Raw genomic sequence first — 18,210 nt, 5'->3', positions numbered from 1 at the left:
GCCCCGAACGGTGCCGCTCTACCGCAGTCGCGCCACTCGCCACACGGCCAGGACGACCACCGCGGCCACCACCAGCGCGTACGCGAGGACGACCCGCCAGTCGGGTCTGCGGCCGGAGCCGCGGGCGGGCAGGCCCGGCCAGGTGGAGCCGACGCGGCGGGCGGCCATCATGCCCCAGCCGGCCGCCGTCGAGCAGATCAGCAGCCCGAGCATGGCGATGACGGCGCCGCTGTCACCAAAGTCGAAGGCGAGCGGGAACGCGAACATCAGGGAGCCGAGCGCCGCCAGGGCCACGATCGGGGCGAGTTGCCACAGGCGCAGGCGGCGCTGCGGGCGCAGCTCGACCTCGACCTCGTCGGCGAACATCTCCTCGGGCTCGGGGCCGTCGTCCGTCACGCTCGGCGTCTCGTCGGGCCCGTCGTCGCTGAGGCGGTCCGTCTCCGGCTCCGGGCCGTCACCGAGTGCCGCACCGTCCGGTTCGGCGGTGATGCGGTCGGTGCTTCGTGCGGTGTCGCGAGGGCCGGCCTCCATCGCCACGCGCCCTCCCAACTAGGACTCAACTCGGTCGATCGAAGCTCGATGATGGCACGCCGTCGAAGGCCCCGATGACGGCCTGGGCGTCCCGATGCCATGACGTGATCAGGCTGTAACCGGTCGTTCGACCAAGGACAGTGCGAGCTGCGGAAGTCGGGTGAGATCCGCCGCCGCCCCACTCAACCAGTGCACCCGTGGATCGCGCCTGAACCACGAATCCTGGCGGCGCGCGAAGCGCTTGGTGGCACGGACGGTCTCGGTCCGCGCTTCTTCCATGGTGCACTCCCCGGCGAGTGCCGAGAGCACCTGCTGGTAGCCCAGCGCGCGCGAGGCGGTACGCCCGTCGCGCAACCCCTGCGCCTCCAGTGCGCGTACCTCGTCGACGAGCCCGGCCTCCCACATCCGGTCGACGCGGCGCGCGATGCGCTCGTCCAGCTCGGGGCGGGCCACGTCGACGCCGATCTGCACGGTGTCGTACACCGAGTCATGGCCCGGGAGGTTGGCGGTGAAGGGCTTGCCGGTGAGCTCGATGACCTCCAGGGCGCGGACGATCCGGCGGCCGTTGCCCGGCAGGATCGCCCGGGCGGCCTCGGGGTCGGCGGCGGCCAGCCGGGCGTGCAGCGCGCCGGAGCCGCGCAGCGCGAGTTCCTCCTCCAGCCGGGCCCGGACCTCCGGGTCGGTGCCCGGGAACTCCAGGTTGTCGACGGCCCCGCGCACGTACAGCCCCGAGCCGCCGACCAGGACCGGCCAACGGCCCTGTGCGAGCAGCGCGTCGATGCGTTCCCGGGCCAGCCGCTGGTACTCGGCGACCGATGCCGTCTCGGTCACGTCCCAGACGTCCAGCAGGTGGTGCGGGACTCCGCCGCGCTCCTCGGGCGTCAGCTTGGCGGTGCCGATGTCCATCCCTCGGTAGAGCTGCATGGAGTCGGCGTTGACGACCTCGCCGCCGAGACGCTGGGCCAGGAAGACGCCCAGATCGGACTTTCCGGCCGCGGTCGGTCCGACGACGGCGATGACGCGGGGGGCGGGGGGTGCGCTGCTCACCGGAACAGTCTCGCAAACCTCGCAGCCGGCTCTCGAACGAGTTACGTGACGCCGTGGTCGTGGGGTCGTTGCCCGTTGCGAGGTTCCTGCCGCCGGATCACGGAGGCGGTGGCCCGGGTCGCGCAGACGGACGCACCGGGCAACGCGGGATTTCGCCCGCACGAGTAACGTATGGAGTGGATATGGGCGTTTTTGCACGATTCTTCGGGCGGTCGGAGGCCACGGCGGAAGCGCCTGCCGCCGAGGCTCAGGCCGACACGGCTGAGGCAGGGGCCGCAGCGGAGACCGACGCTCCGGCGGACACCGACGCTTCGGCGGAGGAGACGGCCGGCGCCGCGGAGACGAAGGACACGGACACGGCGGCGCAGGCGGACGAGCCGGCCGACGAGGCGGCCACCGACAGCGGTGAACCGGAGGCCGTCGACATCCCCAAGCAGCAGTCCACCGAGAAGGCGGCCGACAACGAGGCCGGTGAGAGCGCCCGTACGTGACCGCCCCGCGCGAGGGAAGGTGAACCATGGGTCTGATGGACAACGTGAAGGCCAAACTGGGCCCGGCCAAGGACAAGGTCTCGGACCTCGCACAGCGACACGAGGGCAAGATCCACCACGGTCTGGACAAGGCCGCCGAGGCCGTCGACAAGAGCACCAAGGGCAAGTACAGCGACCGGATCCACTCCGGTACGGGTAAGGCCAAGGGCGCCATGGGCAGGCTCACGCACAAGGACGACGGCACACCGTCCGGGGCCACGGGCGGCACGGCACCGTCGCCGGGAACGACGACGACGCCGGGCACCCCTCCGGGGCCGAGCGCGGGCGCCACGCCTGGGGATGCGCACCGGACCGCCCCACCGCGTGACACGGGCGGGACCCCGCCGGACGACGTACCCCCGCCCACCTCCTGACGCACGCACGGCATCCGCAGCACCCGCGCAGGGGGCATGCGGGCCAGGCGCACGGTGCAGGCAGGTGCACGCAAGGCCCCATGCGCTGATCCGCGAGGCATCGCACACGCCGTGGAGCCGGGCGTCGCGCTGCCTCGTGCGAGGTCCCGCACGCCTGCACGCGAGTCAGCCCGGACGGCCGCGGAGCTCTCCCCCGCTCCCGGCCGTCCGCCGTTCACCAGCCGCCACGTCCCAGGTGCCGACCGCCGGTCGCCCGGGCTCTCCCCGGCTTCTCCGTCCGCGCCTACGACCAGGTCGCGACGAGGTACCCGACTCCGTACGGCGCGTCCTCGTACAGCAGTGATCCGCCGAGGCCGGCGTCCTCGGCCGCGCCCGCCAGCACCTGCCACGGGGCCCGGCCGGACACCTTCAGCTCCTGTGCCAGACCGGTGTCCAGGGCGCCGAGGGCGGCCAGGTCGGCCGTACCGAGCGCACGGGCCACCCCGGCGTCGAAGGGTGCGGCCCGTTCGTCGAGGTAGCCCGGGGCCTTGAGCGTCCGGCACGCGCTGGCGTCGCCCATGACGAGCAGCGCGACCCGCCCGGCCCGGGCGGCGACGTCACGCCCGTTGTCCAGGCACCGCTGCGGGGCGAGCTGTTCGCCGACGCCCAGTCCTTCGACGGGCGCGTCGCGCCACCCCGTCCGTTCCAGCAGCCAGGCCGCCACGGCCAGGGAGTACGGGAGCCGCCGCTCCCCCTCCGCGTCCCCGGCCGGTCCCAGCCGGACATCGAGAGCGACGCCGAAGCCCCGGAAGGAACCCGGCGTGCCCTCCGCGTACGGCTCGGAACCGGTGCCCTGCTGCGGTCCCACGACCACGAGCCGGTCGGGGCGGGCGGCGGCGAGCACGCCCAGCGCGTCCACGCAGGCCGCCCGAGCGGCGTCCAGTTCCGGTGCCGCGCCCGCGGCGACCTCGGGCACGAGCAGGGGCGGACAGGGGCAGGCAGCGGCGGCGACAAGCATGATCGGCAGGGTAACGCCCGGGAGGCGCCGCCACCGCGGGCGGCGGCGCTCCCGTCGGGGTCAGTCGCAGCCGCAGCCGCTCGCCGCCACGGGCAGCGGCTCGGGAGCACCGATCTTCGGCAGGCCCAGCATCACGCCCACGGGCTTGGACTTCTCGGCCGCGTTCCGCTTCTCCCAGGCGTCGCCCGCGCGCGTGCGGCGCACGGCGAGGACCGGGCCCTCGGCGAGGAGGTGGTGCGGGGCGGCGTAGGTGATCTCGACCGTGACGACGTCGCCCGGGCGGACCTCCTCGTCCGGCTTGGTGAAGTGCACGAGCCGGTTGTCGGGGGCGCGGCCGGACAGGCGGTGGGTGCTGTCGTCCTTGCGGCCCTCGCCCTCGGCGACCATCAGCTCCAGCGTGCGGCCGACCTGCTTCTTGTTCTCCTCCCAGGAGATCTCCTCCTGGAGGGCGACCAGGCGCTCGTAGCGCTCCTGGACGACCTTCTTCGGGATCTGGCCGTCCATCTCGGCGGCCGGGGTCCCGGGGCGCTTGGAGTACTGGAAGGTGTAGGCCTGGGCGAAGCGGGCCTCGCGCACGACGTGCAGCGTCTGCTCGAAGTCCTCCTCGGTCTCGCCGGGGAAGCCCACGATGATGTCCGTGCTGATCGCGGCGTGCGGGATGGCGGCGCGGACCTTCTCGATGATCCCGAGGAAGCGCTCCTGGCGGTAGGAGCGGCGCATCGCCTTCAGGACGGGGTCGGAGCCGGACTGGAGCGGCATGTGCAGCTGCGGCATCACGTTCGGCGTCTCGGCCATGGCGGCGATGACGTCGTCGGTGAAGTCGCGCGGGTGCGGGGAGGTGAAGCGCACGCGCTCCAGCCCCTCGATCCTGCCGCAGGCGCGCAGCAGCTTGCTGAAGGCCTCGCGGTCGCCGATGTCCGAGCCGTAGGCGTTGACGTTCTGCCCGAGCAGGGTGACTTCGGAGACGCCCTCGGCCACCAGGGCCTCGATCTCGGCGAGGATGTCGCCGGGGCGGCGGTCCTTCTCCTTGCCGCGCAGGGCCGGGACGATGCAGAAGGTGCAGGTGTTGTTGCAGCCGACGGAGATCGACACCCAGGCCGCGTAGGCGCTCTCGCGGCGCGTGGGCAGGGTCGAGGGGAAGGCCTCCAGCGACTCGGCGATCTCGACCTGCGCCTCCTCCTGCACGCGGGCGCGCTCCAGCAGGACCGGGAGCTTGCCGATGTTGTGCGTGCCGAAGACGACGTCCACCCAGGGCGCCCTCTTCACGATGGTGTCGCGGTCCTTCTGCGCGAGGCAGCCGCCGACCGCGATCTGCATCCCGGGACGGGCGGCCTTCTTCGGCGCGAGGTGGCCGAGGTTGCCGTACAGCTTGTTGTCGGCGTTCTCCCGGACCGCGCAGGTGTTGAAGACGACGACGTCGGCCTCGCCGTCGGCGCCCTCGGGGGCGCGGACGTAGCCCGCGTCCTCCAGCAGTCCGGACAATCGCTCGGAGTCGTGGACGTTCATCTGGCACCCGTAGGTGCGTACCTCGTACGTGCGCGTGCCGCCCACTGACTGGCTCCGGTCGATGCTGCTCATGCGACAAGGGTAGGCGCTCCAAACACCTGGCTCGGCCGCCTGTGGACAACCCCCTCCGGGGCTCAGGGCTCGATGAGCCCGGCGCGGATGGCGTACCGGGTGAGCTCCAGGCGGTCGCGCATGCCGAGCTTCTGCAGCAGGTTGGCGCGGTGGCGCTCGACCGTCTTGGCGCTGATGAAGAGCAGTTCGCCGATCTCCTTGGAGGTGTGGCCCTCGGCGACCAGCTTGAGGATCTCCTCCTCGCGTTCGGTGATGGCGCGCTCCGGCACGCCGTCGCCCCGCCGCAGCCGCTCCAGGTAGGAGCGGACCAGGGCCCGCTCGGCGCCCGGGTAGATGAACGGCTCGTCGCGGACGGCCGCCCGGCACGCCTCGACCAGGTCGCGGTCGGCGACGGACTTGAGGACGTAGCCGCTGGCCCCGGCCCTGAGGGCCTCGAAGAAGTACTCCTCGTTGTCGTACATCGTGAGGATGAGGATGTGCAGGCCGGGCAGCCGGCGGGAGAGTTCGCGGGCCGCCTGGAGGCCGGTCATGCGGGGCATCGCCACGTCCAGGACGGCCAGGTCGACGGGGGTCTCCCGGGCCTTGGCGACGGCTTCCGCCCCGTCCCCGGCCTCGGCCACGACTTCGAGGTCCGGTTCCCCGTCGAGGATGAGACGGACCCCGCGCCGCACCAGGGTGTGGTCGTCGGCGAGCAGGACGCGGATCGGCGTCGGCATCAGCGGGCCCCTTCCGTGACGGGGATGCGGAGCCGCACGTCCGTGCCCCGGCCCGGGGCCGGCTCCAGTGCGAGGGCGGCGCCGATCAGCAGGGCACGTTCGCGCATGCCGGTGATGCCCGCCCCCTCGGCGGCCGCGCCGAGGCCGGTGCCGTTGTCCCGCACGAGGAGTTCGACCCCGCCGGGGACCGGTTGCAGGCGGAGTTCGGCCCGGTCGGCGGCGGCGTGCCGGGCGGTGTTGGTCAGGCTCTCCTGAGCGACCCGGTAGACGACCAGTTCCGCTTCCGGGCTGAGGGCGGGCAGGTCGCCGGTGACGTGATGGGTCACGGTCAGTCCATGGGTCGTGAACTCCCCGGCCAGCGAGCGCAGGGCACTGGCCAGGCCGAGCTCCTCCAGGACACCGGGGCGCAGCCGGCGTGCGATCCGGCGGATCTCGTCCAGACCGGACCGGGTCGCCTCCTGCGCCTGGCCGACCTCCTCGCGCAGGTCCTCGGGTGCCCGGTCGGCGACCCGCTTGAGCTGGAGGAGGACGGCGGTGAGCGTCTGGCCGACCTCGTCGTGCAGCTCCCGGGCGATCCGGTGCCGTTCCCGCTCCTGCGCGGACAGGGCCCGGGCGGCGCCCGCGGCCCGCTCGGACTCCAGCCGGTCGAGCATCGTGTTGTAGGTGGTGATCAGACCGGCCGCCTCCGCCGGGCCGCTGACCGCCGGGCGGTGTCCCGGGCGCAGCAGGTCGGCGGTGGCCATGGCCCGGTCCAGCCGCTGCAGCGGGGCGAGGCCGAAGCGCAGCACGAGGGCGTTGCCGGTGAGCAGCACCGCGAGGCCGCCGAGCAGGACGAGGGCCTCGCCCGGCAGGACCGGCGTGGACACGGTGACCGGACCGAGCAGCAACGCGGTCGCCACGACCAGGCCCGCGGCGTTGAGCGAGAAGATCCGCCAGAACAACGACACGCTCCTGGATCCGCTCCTTCCGGCCCTCGTGTGCGACACAGCCCGTCCCAGCCTCTCCGACGACCGGCCGCGGCGTATATCCGTCACGACACCCATGTCGTCACCGTACGGCCGGATGGCAGCATGCGGAGGTGGCCGATCCGATGATCGGCACGGTTCACCGGGGCGGGACGCGCATCCGCTCCGAGCCGGATACGACGAACAAGGGGAAGCAACGTGTCAGCTCCGCGCCTGAGGGCGACGCCGCTGCCGGGCATCGGGGTCCAGTACGACCTGGAGACCCGGGAACACCGTCATCTGTCGGTGGTGGCGCACCGCGACGGCACGCGCACGGTGAACGTGTACCGGGCCGACGACCCGGACTCCTGCGCGCACTCCCTGCGGCTGACCGGCTCCGAGGCGGGTTCGCTCATCGACGCGCTGAAGCCGTCCCACCACAGCCCCAGCCTGCTGTACACCACGGATCTGGGGCTGGTGGCCGAGCGGATCGAGGTGCCCGCGACCTCGCGCTGGAACGGGCGGGTGCTGGGCGACACGAAGATGCGGACGGAGACCGGCGCGTCGGTCGTGGCGGTGCTGCGGCGGGCGGAGGCCATTCCGTCGCCGGCGCCGGACTTCCGGCTGGCGGGCGGCGACCGGCTGATCGTCGTCGGGACGCGCGAGGGCGTGGACGCGGCCGCGGCGATACTCGAGCGGGAGTGAGCCGGTGCACTCCGCGGTCCTGCTGATCGAGTTCGGTTCCATCATCCTCGGCCTCGGCCTGCTCGGCCGGTTCGCCGGCCGTTTCCAGCTGTCGCCCATACCGCTGTACCTCCTGGCCGGTCTGGCGTTCGGCGAGGGGGGTCTGCTGCCGCTGGGCGCGAGCGAGGAGTTCATCGCCACGGGCGCGGAGATCGGCGTCATCCTGCTGCTGCTGATGCTGGGCCTGGAGTACACGGCGAGCGATCTGGTCTCCAACCTCAAGACGCACTACCCGGCGGGTCTGGTCGACTGCGCGCTGAACGCGCTGCCCGGGGCGGCGGTGGCGCTGCTGCTCGGGTGGGGCCCGGTGGCCGCCGTCGTCCTGGCGGGTGTCACCTGGATCTCGTCGTCCGGCGTGATCGCGAAGGTGCTCGGCGATCTCGGCCGGGTCGGCAACCGCGAGACGCCCGTGATCCTCAGTGTGCTGGTCCTGGAGGACCTGGCGATGGCGGTCTACCTGCCGATCGTCACGGCACTGGTCGCGGGGGCCGGGCTGCTGGCCGGCAGCCTGACCCTGGCGATCGCCCTGGGCGCGGCGGGGCTCGTGCTGTTCCTGGCCGTGCGCTACGGCCGGGTGATCTCGCGGTTCGTCTCCAGCGACGACCCGGAGAAGCTGCTGCTGGTCGTGCTGGGGCTGACGATCCTGGTCGCGGGCGTCGCGCAGCAGCTGCAGGTGTCGGCCGCCGTGGGAGCCTTCCTGGTGGGCATCGCGCTGTCCGGCGAGGTGGCGGAGGGGGCGCACACCCTGCTGAGCCCTTTGCGCGACCTGTTCGCGGCCGTCTTCTTCGTCTTCTTCGGGCTGCACACCGACCCGTCGAGCATCCCGCCCGTGCTGCTGCCGGCTCTCGGACTGGCCGTCCTCACGGCGCTGACGAAGATCGCCACGGGCTACTGGGCGGCCCGGCGCGCCGGGATCTCCGTCAGGGGCCGCTGGCGGGCGGGGGGCGCGCTCGTGGCGCGCGGCGAGTTCTCCATCGTCATCGCGGGCCTCGCCGTCGCGGCCGGTGTGGAGCCGTCCCTCGGCCCGCTGGCCACGGCGTACGTCCTCATCCTGGTCGTCCTCGGGCCGCTCACCGCGCGCTACACCGAGCCGGTGGCGTCCTGGTGGGCGCGCCGCCGCGAGCCCCGCGAGCCGGAGCCGGCACCCCGCAGGGCGGAGGCGGAAGCGGAGGCACCTGTCGCCGACTGAGGAGCGGGGCGGGTCGTCCCGCCGGCCGGCGCGGCGGGTCACCGCGGCGGGGTGTCTCACGCCCCGCCCGGTGCCCACCCCTGCCGGCGCAGCACACCCGGTACGTCCGGTGCCTCGTAGTGCTCTCCCTTGAGGACCTTGCCGTCCTCGCGGCGGGAGACCGTGCCGCCCGGGCCGATCTTGGTCATGTTGGAACGGTGGATCTCCGCCAGGACCGCGTCGAGGTCGATGCCGTGGACCAGGGCCGTGCCGTAGGCGACGTACACGACGTCCGCCAGTTCGTGGGCCAGCCTGTCCAGCGGACCCCGCACCGCCACCTCGGCCACCTCGGCGGCCTCCTCCGCCAGCAGCGCACCCCGGTGCGCGGCCAGGTCCGGCGCGACCTCCGTCGGGGTGCTGCGGACGTCCAGGCCGAACGCGCGGTGGAATTCACGGACCAGGTCGGCGGGCGAGGAGCTCATGGGGCCGACTGTAGTGGCCGGCACCGACACCCCGGGGGGCGTCGCGTGACACCCCTCCCTGGTCAGGGAGGCCCCGTGGCTGGCAGGATCGCGCGCATGTCCCAGAAGCTCCCCCGTATCGGCAGGCGCCGGGCCGTGCAGGGCGGCACCGCCGCCCTCGTGGTCCTCGGTCTGCTCCTGTGGTGGCTGCGGCCCTGGGCCGAGGAGCCGCCGTCGGGGACGATCGACTTCAGCACGGGCACACGCGCGGGGGTCTACCACGAGTACGGCGAGCTGCTGCGCACCGCGATCGACAAGGACATGCCCGAGCTGCGGGTCCGCCTGCTGACCAGTGCCGGTTCCCAGGAGAACGTCGCGGATGTGGCGTCGGGCGAAGCCGACTTCGCGATCGCCGCGGCGGACGCCGTCGCCACGTACATGCACGACAACCGCCCGGGTGCCGACCGGCTGCGCGGGGTCGCCCGGCTGTACGACGACTACGTGCAGCTCGTCGTGCCGCCGGACTCGGACATCCACTCGGTCGCCGACCTGAAGGGCAAGCGGGTGGCCATAGGGCTGCCGGACTCCGGTGTGCGGTTGATCGCGAACGGGGTGCTCAGGGCGGCCGAGATCGATCCGGAGAAGGACATCGAGCCGGCCTCGGACGGCATCGACACCGGGCCCAAGAAGCTGGGACACGGCCTGGACGCGTTCTTCTGGTCGGGCGGGCTGCCCACGGACGGGCTGAGCCGGCTGGCCAAGAAGTCGGCGTCGGCCTTCCGGTTCGTGCCGATCGACGCGACCCTGGTGGCCGCACTGCACGACCAGGGGGGCGCCACGCGCTACTACCGCGCCACGAAGATGCCGGAGTCGGCGTACCCCTCCGTCCAGCACGGCCATCCGGTGCCCACCCTGGCGGTCTCCAACCTGCTGATCACGCGCAGCGACGTGGATCCCCGGCTCACCGAGTGGCTCACGCGCACGGTCCTCGACAGCCGGGACCGCATCGGCGCGACCGTCCACTCGGCCCAACTGGTCGACGTGCGCACGGCGATCTACACGGACCCGCTGCAACTGCATGCCGGTGCGCAGCGGTACTACCAGTCGGTCAAACCGTAGGCGCGGTCGCACGGAACCACGGGCGTCCCGTCCGTCAGGCCCGGTCGGCCGCAGGACCCCAGCCCGGTCGGCCGCCAGGGCCCCAGCCCGGTCAGGCCGCCGAGGCCGACCGGGGCACGCGTACCGTCACCCGCAACCCGTGCGGCTCGTGGTGGTCGTAGGCGATCGTGCCGCCGCCGGCCGCGAGCAGTGCCCGGGAGATGGACAGGCCGAGGCCGGAGCCCTTGATGTTCTGGTGGCGGCCGCTGCGCCAGAAACGGTCGCCGACCCGGGCGAGTTCCTCGTCGGTGAGGCCGGGGCCGTGGTCGCTGACCGAGACGGTGACGGTGCCGCCCTCCGAGGCCACGGCCACCTCGACGGTCTCGCCCTCGGGCGTGAACTTCACCGCGTTGTCGATGACCGCGTCCAGCGCGCTGGACAGGGCCACCGGGTCGGCCCAGGCGGTGGTCGGCGGGCAGTCGCCGACCAGGGTGACGCCCTTGGCCTCGGCGGTCGGGGACCAGGCCGCCAGGCGCTCCGCGGTCAGCTCACCGATGTCCGTGACCGCCAGGTCGGCCTCGGTGTGCTCGGCCAGCGCGAGGTCGAGGAGATCGTCCAGGACCTGGGCGAGGCGCTTGCCCTCGGCCTGGACCGAGGCGATCTCCTTGTTGCCCTCGGGCAGTTCGAAGGAGAGCAGCTCGATGCGCAGCAGCAGCGCCGCGAGGGGGTTGCGCAACTGGTGGGAGGCGTCGGCGACGAAGGCACGCTGCTGCTCCAGCACGTCCTCGACGTTGTCCGCCATCTCGTTGAACGACCGGGCCAGCCGCCGGAGTTCCGGTGGCCCCCCGGCGGCGGCGACCCGGGACTTCAGCCGCCCGGTGGCGATGTCGTGAGTGGTGGCGTCCAGCACCCGCACGGGTTTGAGCACCCAGCCGGTCAGCCGCAGGGCCGCGCCGACGGCCAGCAGCATCGCGCCGAACTCCCCCGCGCCGATGACCAGCCAGCCGTGCAGGGTGCGCGAACGCATCTGATCCGTGGGCGAGTCGGTGACGACGACCGCGACGACGTCCCCGTCCCGGATGACCGGCGAGGCGACCACCAGGTTGCGCCGCTGCCAGGGCCAGACCTGCCGCGGGTCGTGGCTGCGGCGGCTGAGCTTCGCCTCGTCGAACGCCTCGCGGACCTCGCCCTCCTCGGGCAGGGACCAGCGTGCCGGTGCCTGCGCCATGGCGCTGCCGTTGCGGTAGAAGACGCCGGCGCGTATGCCGTAGACCTCGTGGTAGCTGCGCAGTTCGCTGCTGAGGGTGGCCAGCCGCTCGTTCTCGAAGGCCCCGGTGGTGCCCTCGGGCGAGTCGGTGACGAACTGGGCCAGGGCCGCGAACCGGGCGGTGTCGTCGATCCGGTCGACGACGACCTTCTGCTGCTGCGCCCCGGCCAGGCTGACGGCCAGGGGCACCCCGAGGGCGAGCAGCACGGCCGCCATCAGGACGATGAGCAGCGGGAGCAGACGTGTGCGCACCCGGCCCCGCTATCCGGCGGGCGCGACGAGCCGGTAGCCGACCCCGCGCACGGTCTCGATGAGGGCGGGCATGCGCAGCTTGGCCCGCAGGGACGCGACGTGCACCTCCAGGGTGCGCCCGGTCCCCTCCCAGCTGGTCCGCCACACCTCGCTGATGATCTGCTCCCGGCGGAAGACAACGCCGGGCCGCTGCGCGAGGAGGGCCAGCAGGTCGAACTCCTTGCGGGTCAGCTGGACCACCGAGCCGTCCACGCTGACCCGGCGCGTGGGCAGCTCGATGTGCACGGGTCCGAGCCGCAGTTCCGTCTCGATGCCGCTGGAGGTGTCCTCGTGCGAGGTGCGCCGGCTGACCGCGTGGATCCGGGCGAGCAGTTCCCCCGTGTCGTACGGCTTGACCACGTAGTCGTCGGCGCCGAGGTTCAGTCCGTGGATGCGCGAGCGCACGTCGGACCGGGCGGTGACCATGATGACCGGGGTGGCGGTGCGCTTGCGGATCTTGCCGCAGACCTCGTACCCGTCCTGGTCGGGCAGGCCCAGGTCGAGGAGGACGACGCCGAAGCCGTCGCTCTCGGGGACGAGTGCCTGGAGGGCCTCCTCACCACTGCGCGCGTGGGTCACGTCGAAGCCGTGCCGCGCCAGGACCGCCGACAGGGCGGCGGCGACGTGGTTGTCGTCCTCGACGAGCAGCAGTCTCACCCGGGCCCCCTTCGGTTCACTGGTCGTACGATCCAGGTGTGTACAAAAAACGCGTGCACGCGCGCGCGTGCACCTTGTGCAGTCACGCTGATGGATGAGCACGACGTCAAGAGGGTTCCGGTGGCGAGGAGCTTCCGTTATCCGGCTGGTATGAGCGCTGCTCGCAAGAGCTACGACATGTGTCCGATTGCTATCGGATCGTGATGCTCAGATTCACCTCAGATGTAATGACGCAGGTCGTATGGGGTTACTACTGTCCTCCGAAACCGAGGAGGACGGAGCCTGAGAGCGATGACCGAAGTATCGGTGGCCAAGGAAGATGTGGCCGCGACCGGCGATCTGGTCGTCCTGAAGAGCGTCAACAAGCACTTCGGCGCGTTGCACGTACTCCAGGACATCGACCTGACGATCGCCCGCGGTGAAGTCGTCGTGGTCATCGGACCCTCCGGGTCCGGCAAGTCCACCCTGTGCCGCACCATCAACCGGCTGGAGACGATCGACTCCGGCTCGATCACGATCGACGGCAAGCCCCTGCCCGCCGAGGGCAAGGCGCTGGCCCGGCTGCGCGCCGACGTCGGCATGGTCTTCCAGTCCTTCAACCTCTTCGCGCACAAGACCGTGCTCGAGAACGTGATGCTCGGCCAGATCAAGGTCCGCAAGAAGGACAAGAAGGAGGCCGAGGACCGGGCCCGTTCCCTGCTCGACCGGGTCGGTGTGGCCGCGCAGGCCGACAAGTACCCGGCACAGCTCTCCGGCGGCCAGCAGCAGCGCGTGGCGATCGCGCGGGCACTGGCCATGGAGCCGAAGGTGATGCTCTTCGACGAGCCGACCTCCGCGCTCGACCCCGAGATGATCAACGAGGTGCTGGAGGTCATGCAGCAGCTCGCCCGCGACGGCATGACGATGATCGTCGTCACCCACGAGATGGGTTTCGCACGATCGGCTGCAAACCGCGTGGTGTTCATGGCGGACGGCCGAATCGTCGAGGAGGCTGCGCCCGACCAGTTCTTCAGCAATCCGCGCAGCGACCGTGCCAAGGACTTCCTGTCGAAGATCCTGCACCACTAGGCGCGCGTTGCTCCGGCGACGCTCCGCCTCATCCGCAACAACGGTTCTTTCTCTTCACGGCAAAGGATGTTCACCATGAAGCTCCGCAAGGTCTCCGCCGCGGCCGCCACGGCTCTCGTCCTCGCTCTCACCGCCACGGCCTGTGGTGGTGACGACGGCGGTGACTCGAACGGCTCCGGCTCCGGCGGCGGCAAGACGATCAAGATCGGCATCAAGTACGACCAGCCCGGTCTGGGCCTGAAGGAGCCCGACGGTTCCTTCTCCGGCTTCGACGTGGACGTGGCGACGTACGTGGCCAAGGAGCTCGGCTACAAGCCCGACCAGATCGAGTGGGTCGAGACGAAGAGCGCCGACCGTGAGAACGCGCTGTCCCGCGGTGACGTCAAGCTGATCGCCGCCACGTACTCGATCACCGACGAGCGTAAGCAGAAGGTCGACTTCGCCGGCCCGTACCTGCTGGCCCACCAGGACCTGCTGGTGAAGAAGGACTCCGACATCACCAAGGCGACGGACCTCAACGACAAGAAGCTGTGCTCGGTGGCGGGTTCCACCTCGGCGCAGAACGTCAAGAAGGACTTCGCCCCGAAGGCCCAGCTCAGCGAGCGCGGTGGTTACTCGGAGTGCCTGTCGGCCCTGCAGAGCGGTGCCGTGGACGCCCTGACCACCGATGACTCGATCCTCGCCGGTTACGCCGCGCAGGAGCAGTACAAGGGTCAGTTCAAGCTCGCCGGCCTGAAGCTGAGCAACGAGAACTACGGCGTGGGCGTCAAGAAGGGCGACACCGCGACCCTGGACAAGGTCAACGCCGCCCTGGAGAAGATGGTCAAGGACGGCGCCTGGGACAAGGCCGTCCAGGAGAACTTCGGCCCGGCGAACTACAAGAACGAGCCCGCCCCGAAGATCGGCCAGATCGTCCAGTAACGCGGAACTCCGCCGACGCGGGACGCCCGCAGGCCTTGCGGGCATCCATAGACGCGCCGCCGTCGCTGCTCTGACGGCGGCGCGTTACGTCCGCCCCCTACGCCACACACCCGGAAGCGCGGGAGATCGTGTTCGACTTTCTTTCAGACTATGACGACCCGACCCTGCTGGGCGCTTTCTGGGTCACCATCCAGCTCACCGTCTTCTCGGCCATCGGTTCGCTGATCTGGGGCACCGTCCTGGCGGCCATGCGGGTCAGCCCGGTCCCGCTCATGCGCGGCTTCGGCACCGCCTACGTGAACGTCGTCCGGAACATTCCGCTGACCGTCATCATCGTCTTCGCGTCGCTCGGCCTGGCCGACATCTTCGGCGTGACGATGGGTGCGCCGGACGACTTCGAGCTCAAGTACTTCCGGCTCGCGGTGCTGGGCCTGGTCGCTTACACGGCCGCCTTCGTCTGTGAGGCCATCCGCTCCGGCATCAACACCGTGCCCGTCGGTCAGGCGGAAGCGGCCCGGGCCATCGGCCTCAGCTTCAGCCAGGTCCTGCGGCTCATCGTGCTGCCTCAGGCGTTCCGCTCGGTGATCGGGCCCCTGGCCAACGTGCTCATCGCGTTGACCAAGAACACGACGGTGGCGGCCACGATCGGCGTGGCGGAAGCCGCTCTCCTGATGAAGGAAATGATCGAGAACGAGGCTCAGACAGTGCTCATCGGCGCGGTCTTCGCCTTCGGTTTCGTGGTACTGACCCTGCCCACTGGCCTCTTCCTCGGTTGGCTGAGCAAGCGACTGGCGGTAAAGCGATGACCTCCGTTCTTTACGACACCCCTGGCCCGAAGGCCAAGCGGCGGAATGTGATCTTCACGGTCGTCTTCTCCGTCCTGCTCGCCCTGCTGCTGTGGTGGGTCTGGCAGACGCTGGACGACAAGGGCCAGCTCAAGTGGTCCCTCTGGAAGCCGTTCACCACGTCCGAAGCCTGGACCACGTACCTGCTTCCCGGGCTGGCCGACACCCTGAAGGCCGCGGCCCTGTCCATGGTGATCGCCCTTCCCCTCGGCGCCGCCCTCGGCATCGCACGCATGTCGGACCACCGCTGGGTGCGCATCCCGGTCGGTGCCGTCGTCGAGTTCTTCCGGGCGATCCCGGTGCTGCTGCTGATGCTGTTCGCCAACGAGCTGTACGTCCGCTCCACGGGTATCCCGAGCGACGAGCGGCCGCTGTACGCCGTGGTGACCGGCCTGGTGCTCTACAACGCCTCGGTCCTCGCCGAGATCGTCCGAGCCGGCATTCTGTCCCTGCCCAAGGGGCAGTCGGAAGCCGCCATGGCGATCGGCCTGCGCAAGAGTCAGACGATGTCGAGCATTCTGCTGCCGCAGGCGGTCACCGCCATGCTGCCCGCGATCGTGAGCCAGTTGGTCGTGATCGTGAAGGACACCGCGCTGGGCGGCGTGATGCTCGGGTTCACCGAACTGCTCAACACCCGAAGCACCCTGGCCGCCAACTACGCGAATGTCATCCCCAGCTTCATCGTGGTGGGGATCATCTTCATCATCCTCAACTTCATCCTCACGTCCTTCGCCTCGTGGCTGGAGAAGAGGCTGCGGCGGAGCAAGCGGAGCTCGGGAGCCGTTCTCGGTGCCGACACGGTCGACGACCTGAACGCGGCCGAAGTGCGCGGCAGCTACGGCACAGGAGCCGGCGGCGGGTTCTGACGGTCCGCCACCGCGCTCATGATGGCCTGCCGGTCTCCGGCGGGCCATCGGCATTCCGGGAACCCGACCGTGCACCTCCGCCGAGTCGGATGGGCTGCTGGTGACGACGGGCAGCTTGTTGCTCACGATGACACAGCATGATCGCCACCACCCGCCGGTCACTTGACGCAAGCACCCGCAATAGGTTGCATACGTTCTGTGATCGTGCACCCTGCTCCACCTTCGTGTTCGCCTACGTCTTCCAGGACAACACCACGGGCAGGGGGCGCCGCGTCGTGGATCCGGTGATCGTGGTCGGAGCGGGGCCCGTCGGGCTCACGCTCGCCCTGGCGCTGGCCCGCCAGGAGGTGCCCTGCGTGGTCCTCGACGAGGGACCGGGCAAGGACGAACCCCGTGCCGCGCGGACCGTCGTCCTGCGTGAGGACACCGCCGCCCTCGTGGAGCGGCTCTCCGGTGTCCCCCTGGACCACCTCGGTACGCATTGGGCCGGATGGCGGTCGATGCGGCGCAAGCAGGTGATGCGCGAGGTCGTCTTCGACGGCGGTGAGCCCTCCCCCGTGCACCTCGCCCAGCACGTGCTGACCGGCGCCCTGCGCGAGGCCTGCGCGGGCGAGCGGCTCGTCAAGATCGCGGTCGAGAGTCGGCTCGACGCGCTGGAGCAGGAGCCATCGGGCGTCACCGCCCACACCCGCGGCCCCAAGGGCATCTGGTGGCGGGGCAGTTACCTCGTGGGCTGCGACGGCCCCCGCTCGACCGTGCGCAAACTGCAGGACATCCGCTTCCCGGGCCGTACCGCGGTGGAACGTCACGCCGTCGCCGCGCTGCGCACCGAACTGCCCTGGCACGACGAGGCGTTGCTGCACCGCATGCCGCCCTGGCGCACGTCGGGCCCCTCGGCCGGTGAGGTCACCGCCCGCCCGCTGCCGGACGGCGTCTGGCGTCTGGACTGGCTGCTGCCCCCCGGCAAGGACCTGGTCACCCCCGAGCTGCTGCTGACCCGCATCCGCGAGACCCTGGCCGGCTGGTCGGGCGGCACGGTCCCGGCGTACGAGCTGCTGGACACCGGAGTCCACACGGTCCACCACCGCCTGGCCCGGCGCTGGCGCGCCGACCGCGTCTTCCTCGCCGGGGACGCGGCCCACCTGCTGGGCGCGCTGGGCACGCACGGGCTGGACGAGGGCCTGCGCGACGCCGACAACCTCGCCTGGAAGCTGGCGCTGGCCTGGCACCACGGTCCGCACGAGGCGCTCCTGGACAGCTACCAGAGCGAGCGCAGGGCGGTCGTCGCCGCCCGGCTGCGCGCCGCCGACCAGGCACTGCCGGTGCTCCGGAGCGGCGGAGGGCTGCGTTCCTACGTGCCCGGTTCCGCCAAGGGCCACGACACCCTCCTCACGGACGGGCATCTGGGGCACGGCCAGCTGGGCGCGCCGGGCGCGTACGCCGATTCACCGCTCGCGCCGGGGGAGCTCGAGGGCGAGACGCCGGTCGACACGGCGCCCGGGGCGCCCGTCACCGATGTGCGGGTCACCGCGGAGGACGGCACCTTCGTGCGGCTGCGGGACCGGCTCGGCCGGGGCGCGCTGCTCGTCGTGCTGGTCGCGCCCGGCACGGGCGTGTGGGAGCGCAAGCACTGGGCCAAGGCCGGCCTCATGCCCCGGCTCGCGGCAGCGGTGACCGCACTGCCGCACCCCGCCGAGCTGCTGGTCGCCGAGAGCTACCCGGGCGCGGCCGCCCACACGGTCCTCCTGGTGCGTCCCGACGGGCATCTCGTCACCGCACTGAACGGGGTGCGTCCCGAGGACCTGTACGCCGCGGCCGAGGCCGTCGTGGGCGGGCCGGTGAAGGCCCAGGCCGGATCCGGTGCCTCCGTCGGGGCTTCCTGACTCGGGGACACGTCCGACGTGCTCACTGTCACCGTGCGTCCGCATGGTGACAGTGAGTTGACCGGCTTGGGCGGCCGTGGTGTACTCCGGTGCGTGACCGACACCTGTGTGCGCCTGTGGCGGAGGGTCCATATGGACCTCGTCCGCTATGCGGGCTGCGTGTGTCGCCCGTCCTGCTGACTTCGCATCCATCTCTTCCCTGAGCGCGCGCCGCGGCCCCTTCG

At 71.4% G+C, this 18,210-nt stretch carries 20 protein-coding genes; 11 read left to right on the top strand and 9 right to left on the bottom strand.

Annotation, left to right across the window (positions count from 1 at the left end):
* Positions 1–18 precede the first annotated feature (18 nt).
* Both ACFYWG_RS21290 and miaA read right to left on the bottom strand, forming a co-directional pair.
* Positions 19–531 (bottom strand): hypothetical protein, encoded by a 513-nt coding sequence (locus ACFYWG_RS21290; RefSeq protein WP_376327596.1) that lies wholly within the window; start codon positions 529–531, stop codon positions 19–21.
* A gap of 108 nt (positions 532–639) precedes the next feature.
* Entirely contained in the window at positions 640–1,578 is a 939-nt protein-coding gene (gene miaA / locus ACFYWG_RS21285; protein WP_383503662.1) for a tRNA (adenosine(37)-N6)-dimethylallyltransferase MiaA, read from the bottom strand.
* A gap of 182 nt (positions 1,579–1,760) precedes the next feature.
* On the opposite strand from miaA, the gene ACFYWG_RS21280 reads away from it, so the two are divergent.
* On the top strand, positions 1,761–2,069 hold the full coding sequence (locus ACFYWG_RS21280; RefSeq protein WP_389202842.1) for a hypothetical protein: 309 nt from the start codon (positions 1,761–1,763) through the stop codon (positions 2,067–2,069).
* A 26-nt stretch (positions 2,070–2,095) separates the two neighbouring features.
* Entirely contained in the window at positions 2,096–2,482 is a 387-nt protein-coding gene (locus ACFYWG_RS21275) for an antitoxin (RefSeq protein ID WP_376327600.1), read from the top strand.
* Between the two features lie 283 nt (positions 2,483–2,765).
* On the opposite strand, the gene ACFYWG_RS21270 is transcribed toward ACFYWG_RS21275, so the two are convergent.
* From ACFYWG_RS21270 to ACFYWG_RS21255, 4 genes are all read right to left on the bottom strand, one after another.
* Positions 2,766–3,479 (bottom strand): class III extradiol dioxygenase subunit B-like domain-containing protein, encoded by a 714-nt coding sequence (locus ACFYWG_RS21270; protein ID WP_385417886.1) that lies wholly within the window; start codon positions 3,477–3,479, stop codon positions 2,766–2,768.
* 60 nt (positions 3,480–3,539) lie between these two features.
* Positions 3,540–5,057: a tRNA (N6-isopentenyl adenosine(37)-C2)-methylthiotransferase MiaB gene (gene miaB / locus ACFYWG_RS21265; RefSeq protein ID WP_383503666.1), complete on the bottom strand. Its 1,518-nt coding sequence runs from the start codon at positions 5,055–5,057 to the stop codon at positions 3,540–3,542.
* Positions 5,058–5,119: 62 nt separating this feature from the next.
* Entirely contained in the window at positions 5,120–5,773 is a 654-nt protein-coding gene (locus ACFYWG_RS21260; protein WP_376327605.1) for a response regulator, read from the bottom strand.
* The gene (locus ACFYWG_RS21255; protein WP_389202838.1) at positions 5,773–6,816 is read right to left on the bottom strand and encodes a sensor histidine kinase; all 1,044 of its coding nucleotides are present in this window, start codon (positions 6,814–6,816) and stop codon (positions 5,773–5,775) included. The genes ACFYWG_RS21260 and ACFYWG_RS21255 overlap by 1 nt, the downstream gene beginning before the upstream one ends.
* Before the next feature lie 120 nt (positions 6,817–6,936).
* Here ACFYWG_RS21255 and ACFYWG_RS21250 point away from each other — a divergent pair, with 120 nt between their 5' ends.
* Together ACFYWG_RS21250 and ACFYWG_RS21245 are read left to right on the top strand one after the other, a co-directional pair.
* A complete protein-coding gene (locus ACFYWG_RS21250; protein WP_376327608.1) occupies positions 6,937–7,422 on the top strand; it encodes a cation:proton antiporter regulatory subunit in 486 nt (161 codons plus the stop codon).
* 4 nt (positions 7,423–7,426) lie between these two features.
* A complete protein-coding gene (locus ACFYWG_RS21245; protein ID WP_383503668.1) occupies positions 7,427–8,650 on the top strand; it encodes a cation:proton antiporter in 1,224 nt (407 codons plus the stop codon).
* Between the two features lie 56 nt (positions 8,651–8,706).
* On the opposite strand, the gene ACFYWG_RS21240 is transcribed toward ACFYWG_RS21245, so the two are convergent.
* Positions 8,707–9,111, bottom strand: a complete 405-nt coding sequence (locus ACFYWG_RS21240) for a MazG nucleotide pyrophosphohydrolase domain-containing protein (protein ID WP_389202836.1) — start codon at positions 9,109–9,111, stop codon at positions 8,707–8,709.
* 96 nt (positions 9,112–9,207) lie between these two features.
* On the opposite strand from ACFYWG_RS21240, the gene ACFYWG_RS21235 reads away from it, so the two are divergent.
* Entirely contained in the window at positions 9,208–10,209 is a 1,002-nt protein-coding gene (locus ACFYWG_RS21235) for a TAXI family TRAP transporter solute-binding subunit (protein WP_383503670.1), read from the top strand.
* Positions 10,210–10,300: 91 nt separating this feature from the next.
* Here ACFYWG_RS21235 and ACFYWG_RS21230 read toward each other — a convergent pair whose 3' ends face one another.
* Positions 10,301–11,707 carry a sensor histidine kinase gene (locus ACFYWG_RS21230; RefSeq protein ID WP_383503671.1) on the bottom strand — a complete coding sequence of 469 codons (1,407 nt, stop codon included), beginning with the start codon at positions 11,705–11,707 and terminating at the stop codon, positions 10,301–10,303.
* A gap of 9 nt (positions 11,708–11,716) precedes the next feature.
* Entirely contained in the window at positions 11,717–12,403 is a 687-nt protein-coding gene (locus ACFYWG_RS21225; protein WP_376327616.1) for a response regulator transcription factor, read from the bottom strand.
* A 291-nt stretch (positions 12,404–12,694) separates the two neighbouring features.
* Here ACFYWG_RS21225 and ACFYWG_RS21220 point away from each other — a divergent pair, with 291 nt between their 5' ends.
* The 6 genes from ACFYWG_RS21220 (at position 12,695) to ACFYWG_RS21195 (ending at position 18,166) form a co-directional block, all read left to right on the top strand.
* Positions 12,695–13,471, top strand: coding sequence for an amino acid ABC transporter ATP-binding protein (locus ACFYWG_RS21220; RefSeq protein WP_376327618.1), 777 nt, complete (start codon positions 12,695–12,697; stop codon positions 13,469–13,471).
* A 75-nt stretch (positions 13,472–13,546) separates the two neighbouring features.
* On the top strand, positions 13,547–14,392 hold the full coding sequence (locus ACFYWG_RS21215; RefSeq protein WP_376327620.1) for a glutamate ABC transporter substrate-binding protein: 846 nt from the start codon (positions 13,547–13,549) through the stop codon (positions 14,390–14,392).
* A gap of 128 nt (positions 14,393–14,520) precedes the next feature.
* Positions 14,521–15,198: an amino acid ABC transporter permease gene (locus ACFYWG_RS21210; RefSeq protein WP_389202832.1), complete on the top strand. Its 678-nt coding sequence runs from the start codon at positions 14,521–14,523 to the stop codon at positions 15,196–15,198.
* Positions 15,195–16,103, top strand: coding sequence for an amino acid ABC transporter permease (locus tag ACFYWG_RS21205; protein WP_389202830.1), 909 nt, complete (start codon positions 15,195–15,197; stop codon positions 16,101–16,103). Before ACFYWG_RS21210 ends, ACFYWG_RS21205 begins: the two co-directional genes overlap by 4 nt.
* Positions 16,104–16,378: 275 nt before the next feature.
* Positions 16,379–17,986, top strand: a complete 1,608-nt coding sequence (locus tag ACFYWG_RS21200; RefSeq protein ID WP_389203508.1) for an FAD-dependent monooxygenase — start codon at positions 16,379–16,381, stop codon at positions 17,984–17,986.
* A gap of 18 nt (positions 17,987–18,004) precedes the next feature.
* A complete protein-coding gene (locus ACFYWG_RS21195) occupies positions 18,005–18,166 on the top strand; it encodes a putative leader peptide (protein WP_389202828.1) in 162 nt (53 codons plus the stop codon).
* Positions 18,167–18,210 lie beyond the last annotated feature (44 nt).

It is taken from the genome of Streptomyces sp. NPDC003456, assembly GCF_042878735.1.
In the GTDB taxonomy this organism is placed as follows: domain Bacteria; phylum Actinomycetota; class Actinomycetes; order Streptomycetales; family Streptomycetaceae; genus Streptomyces.
This window is presented reverse-complemented; position numbering and strand designations above follow the sequence as displayed.

Excerpts from the sequence above, each read along its gene's own strand:
- ACFYWG_RS21235 (WP_383503670.1), top strand. The coding sequence starts at position 9,208 with ATGTCCCAGAAGCTCCCCCGTATCGGCAGGCGCCGGGCCGTGCAGGGC.
- ACFYWG_RS21280 (WP_389202842.1), top strand. The coding sequence starts at position 1,761 with ATGGGCGTTTTTGCACGATTCTTCGGGCGGTCGGAGGCCACGGCGGAA.
- ACFYWG_RS21270 (WP_385417886.1), bottom strand. The coding sequence starts at position 3,479 with ATGCTTGTCGCCGCCGCTGCCTGCCCCTGTCCGCCCCTGCTCGTGCCC.
- ACFYWG_RS21215 (WP_376327620.1), top strand. The coding sequence starts at position 13,547 with ATGAAGCTCCGCAAGGTCTCCGCCGCGGCCGCCACGGCTCTCGTCCTC.
- ACFYWG_RS21275 (WP_376327600.1), top strand. The coding sequence starts at position 2,096 with ATGGGTCTGATGGACAACGTGAAGGCCAAACTGGGCCCGGCCAAGGAC.
- ACFYWG_RS21240 (WP_389202836.1), bottom strand. The coding sequence starts at position 9,111 with ATGAGCTCCTCGCCCGCCGACCTGGTCCGTGAATTCCACCGCGCGTTC.
- ACFYWG_RS21205 (WP_389202830.1), top strand. The coding sequence starts at position 15,195 with ATGACCTCCGTTCTTTACGACACCCCTGGCCCGAAGGCCAAGCGGCGG.
- ACFYWG_RS21220 (WP_376327618.1), top strand. The coding sequence starts at position 12,695 with ATGACCGAAGTATCGGTGGCCAAGGAAGATGTGGCCGCGACCGGCGAT.
- ACFYWG_RS21255 (WP_389202838.1), bottom strand. The coding sequence starts at position 6,816 with ATGGGTGTCGTGACGGATATACGCCGCGGCCGGTCGTCGGAGAGGCTG.
- miaB (WP_383503666.1), bottom strand. The coding sequence starts at position 5,057 with ATGAGCAGCATCGACCGGAGCCAGTCAGTGGGCGGCACGCGCACGTAC.
- ACFYWG_RS21260 (WP_376327605.1), bottom strand. The coding sequence starts at position 5,773 with ATGCCGACGCCGATCCGCGTCCTGCTCGCCGACGACCACACCCTGGTG.
- ACFYWG_RS21290 (WP_376327596.1), bottom strand. The coding sequence starts at position 531 with ATGGAGGCCGGCCCTCGCGACACCGCACGAAGCACCGACCGCATCACC.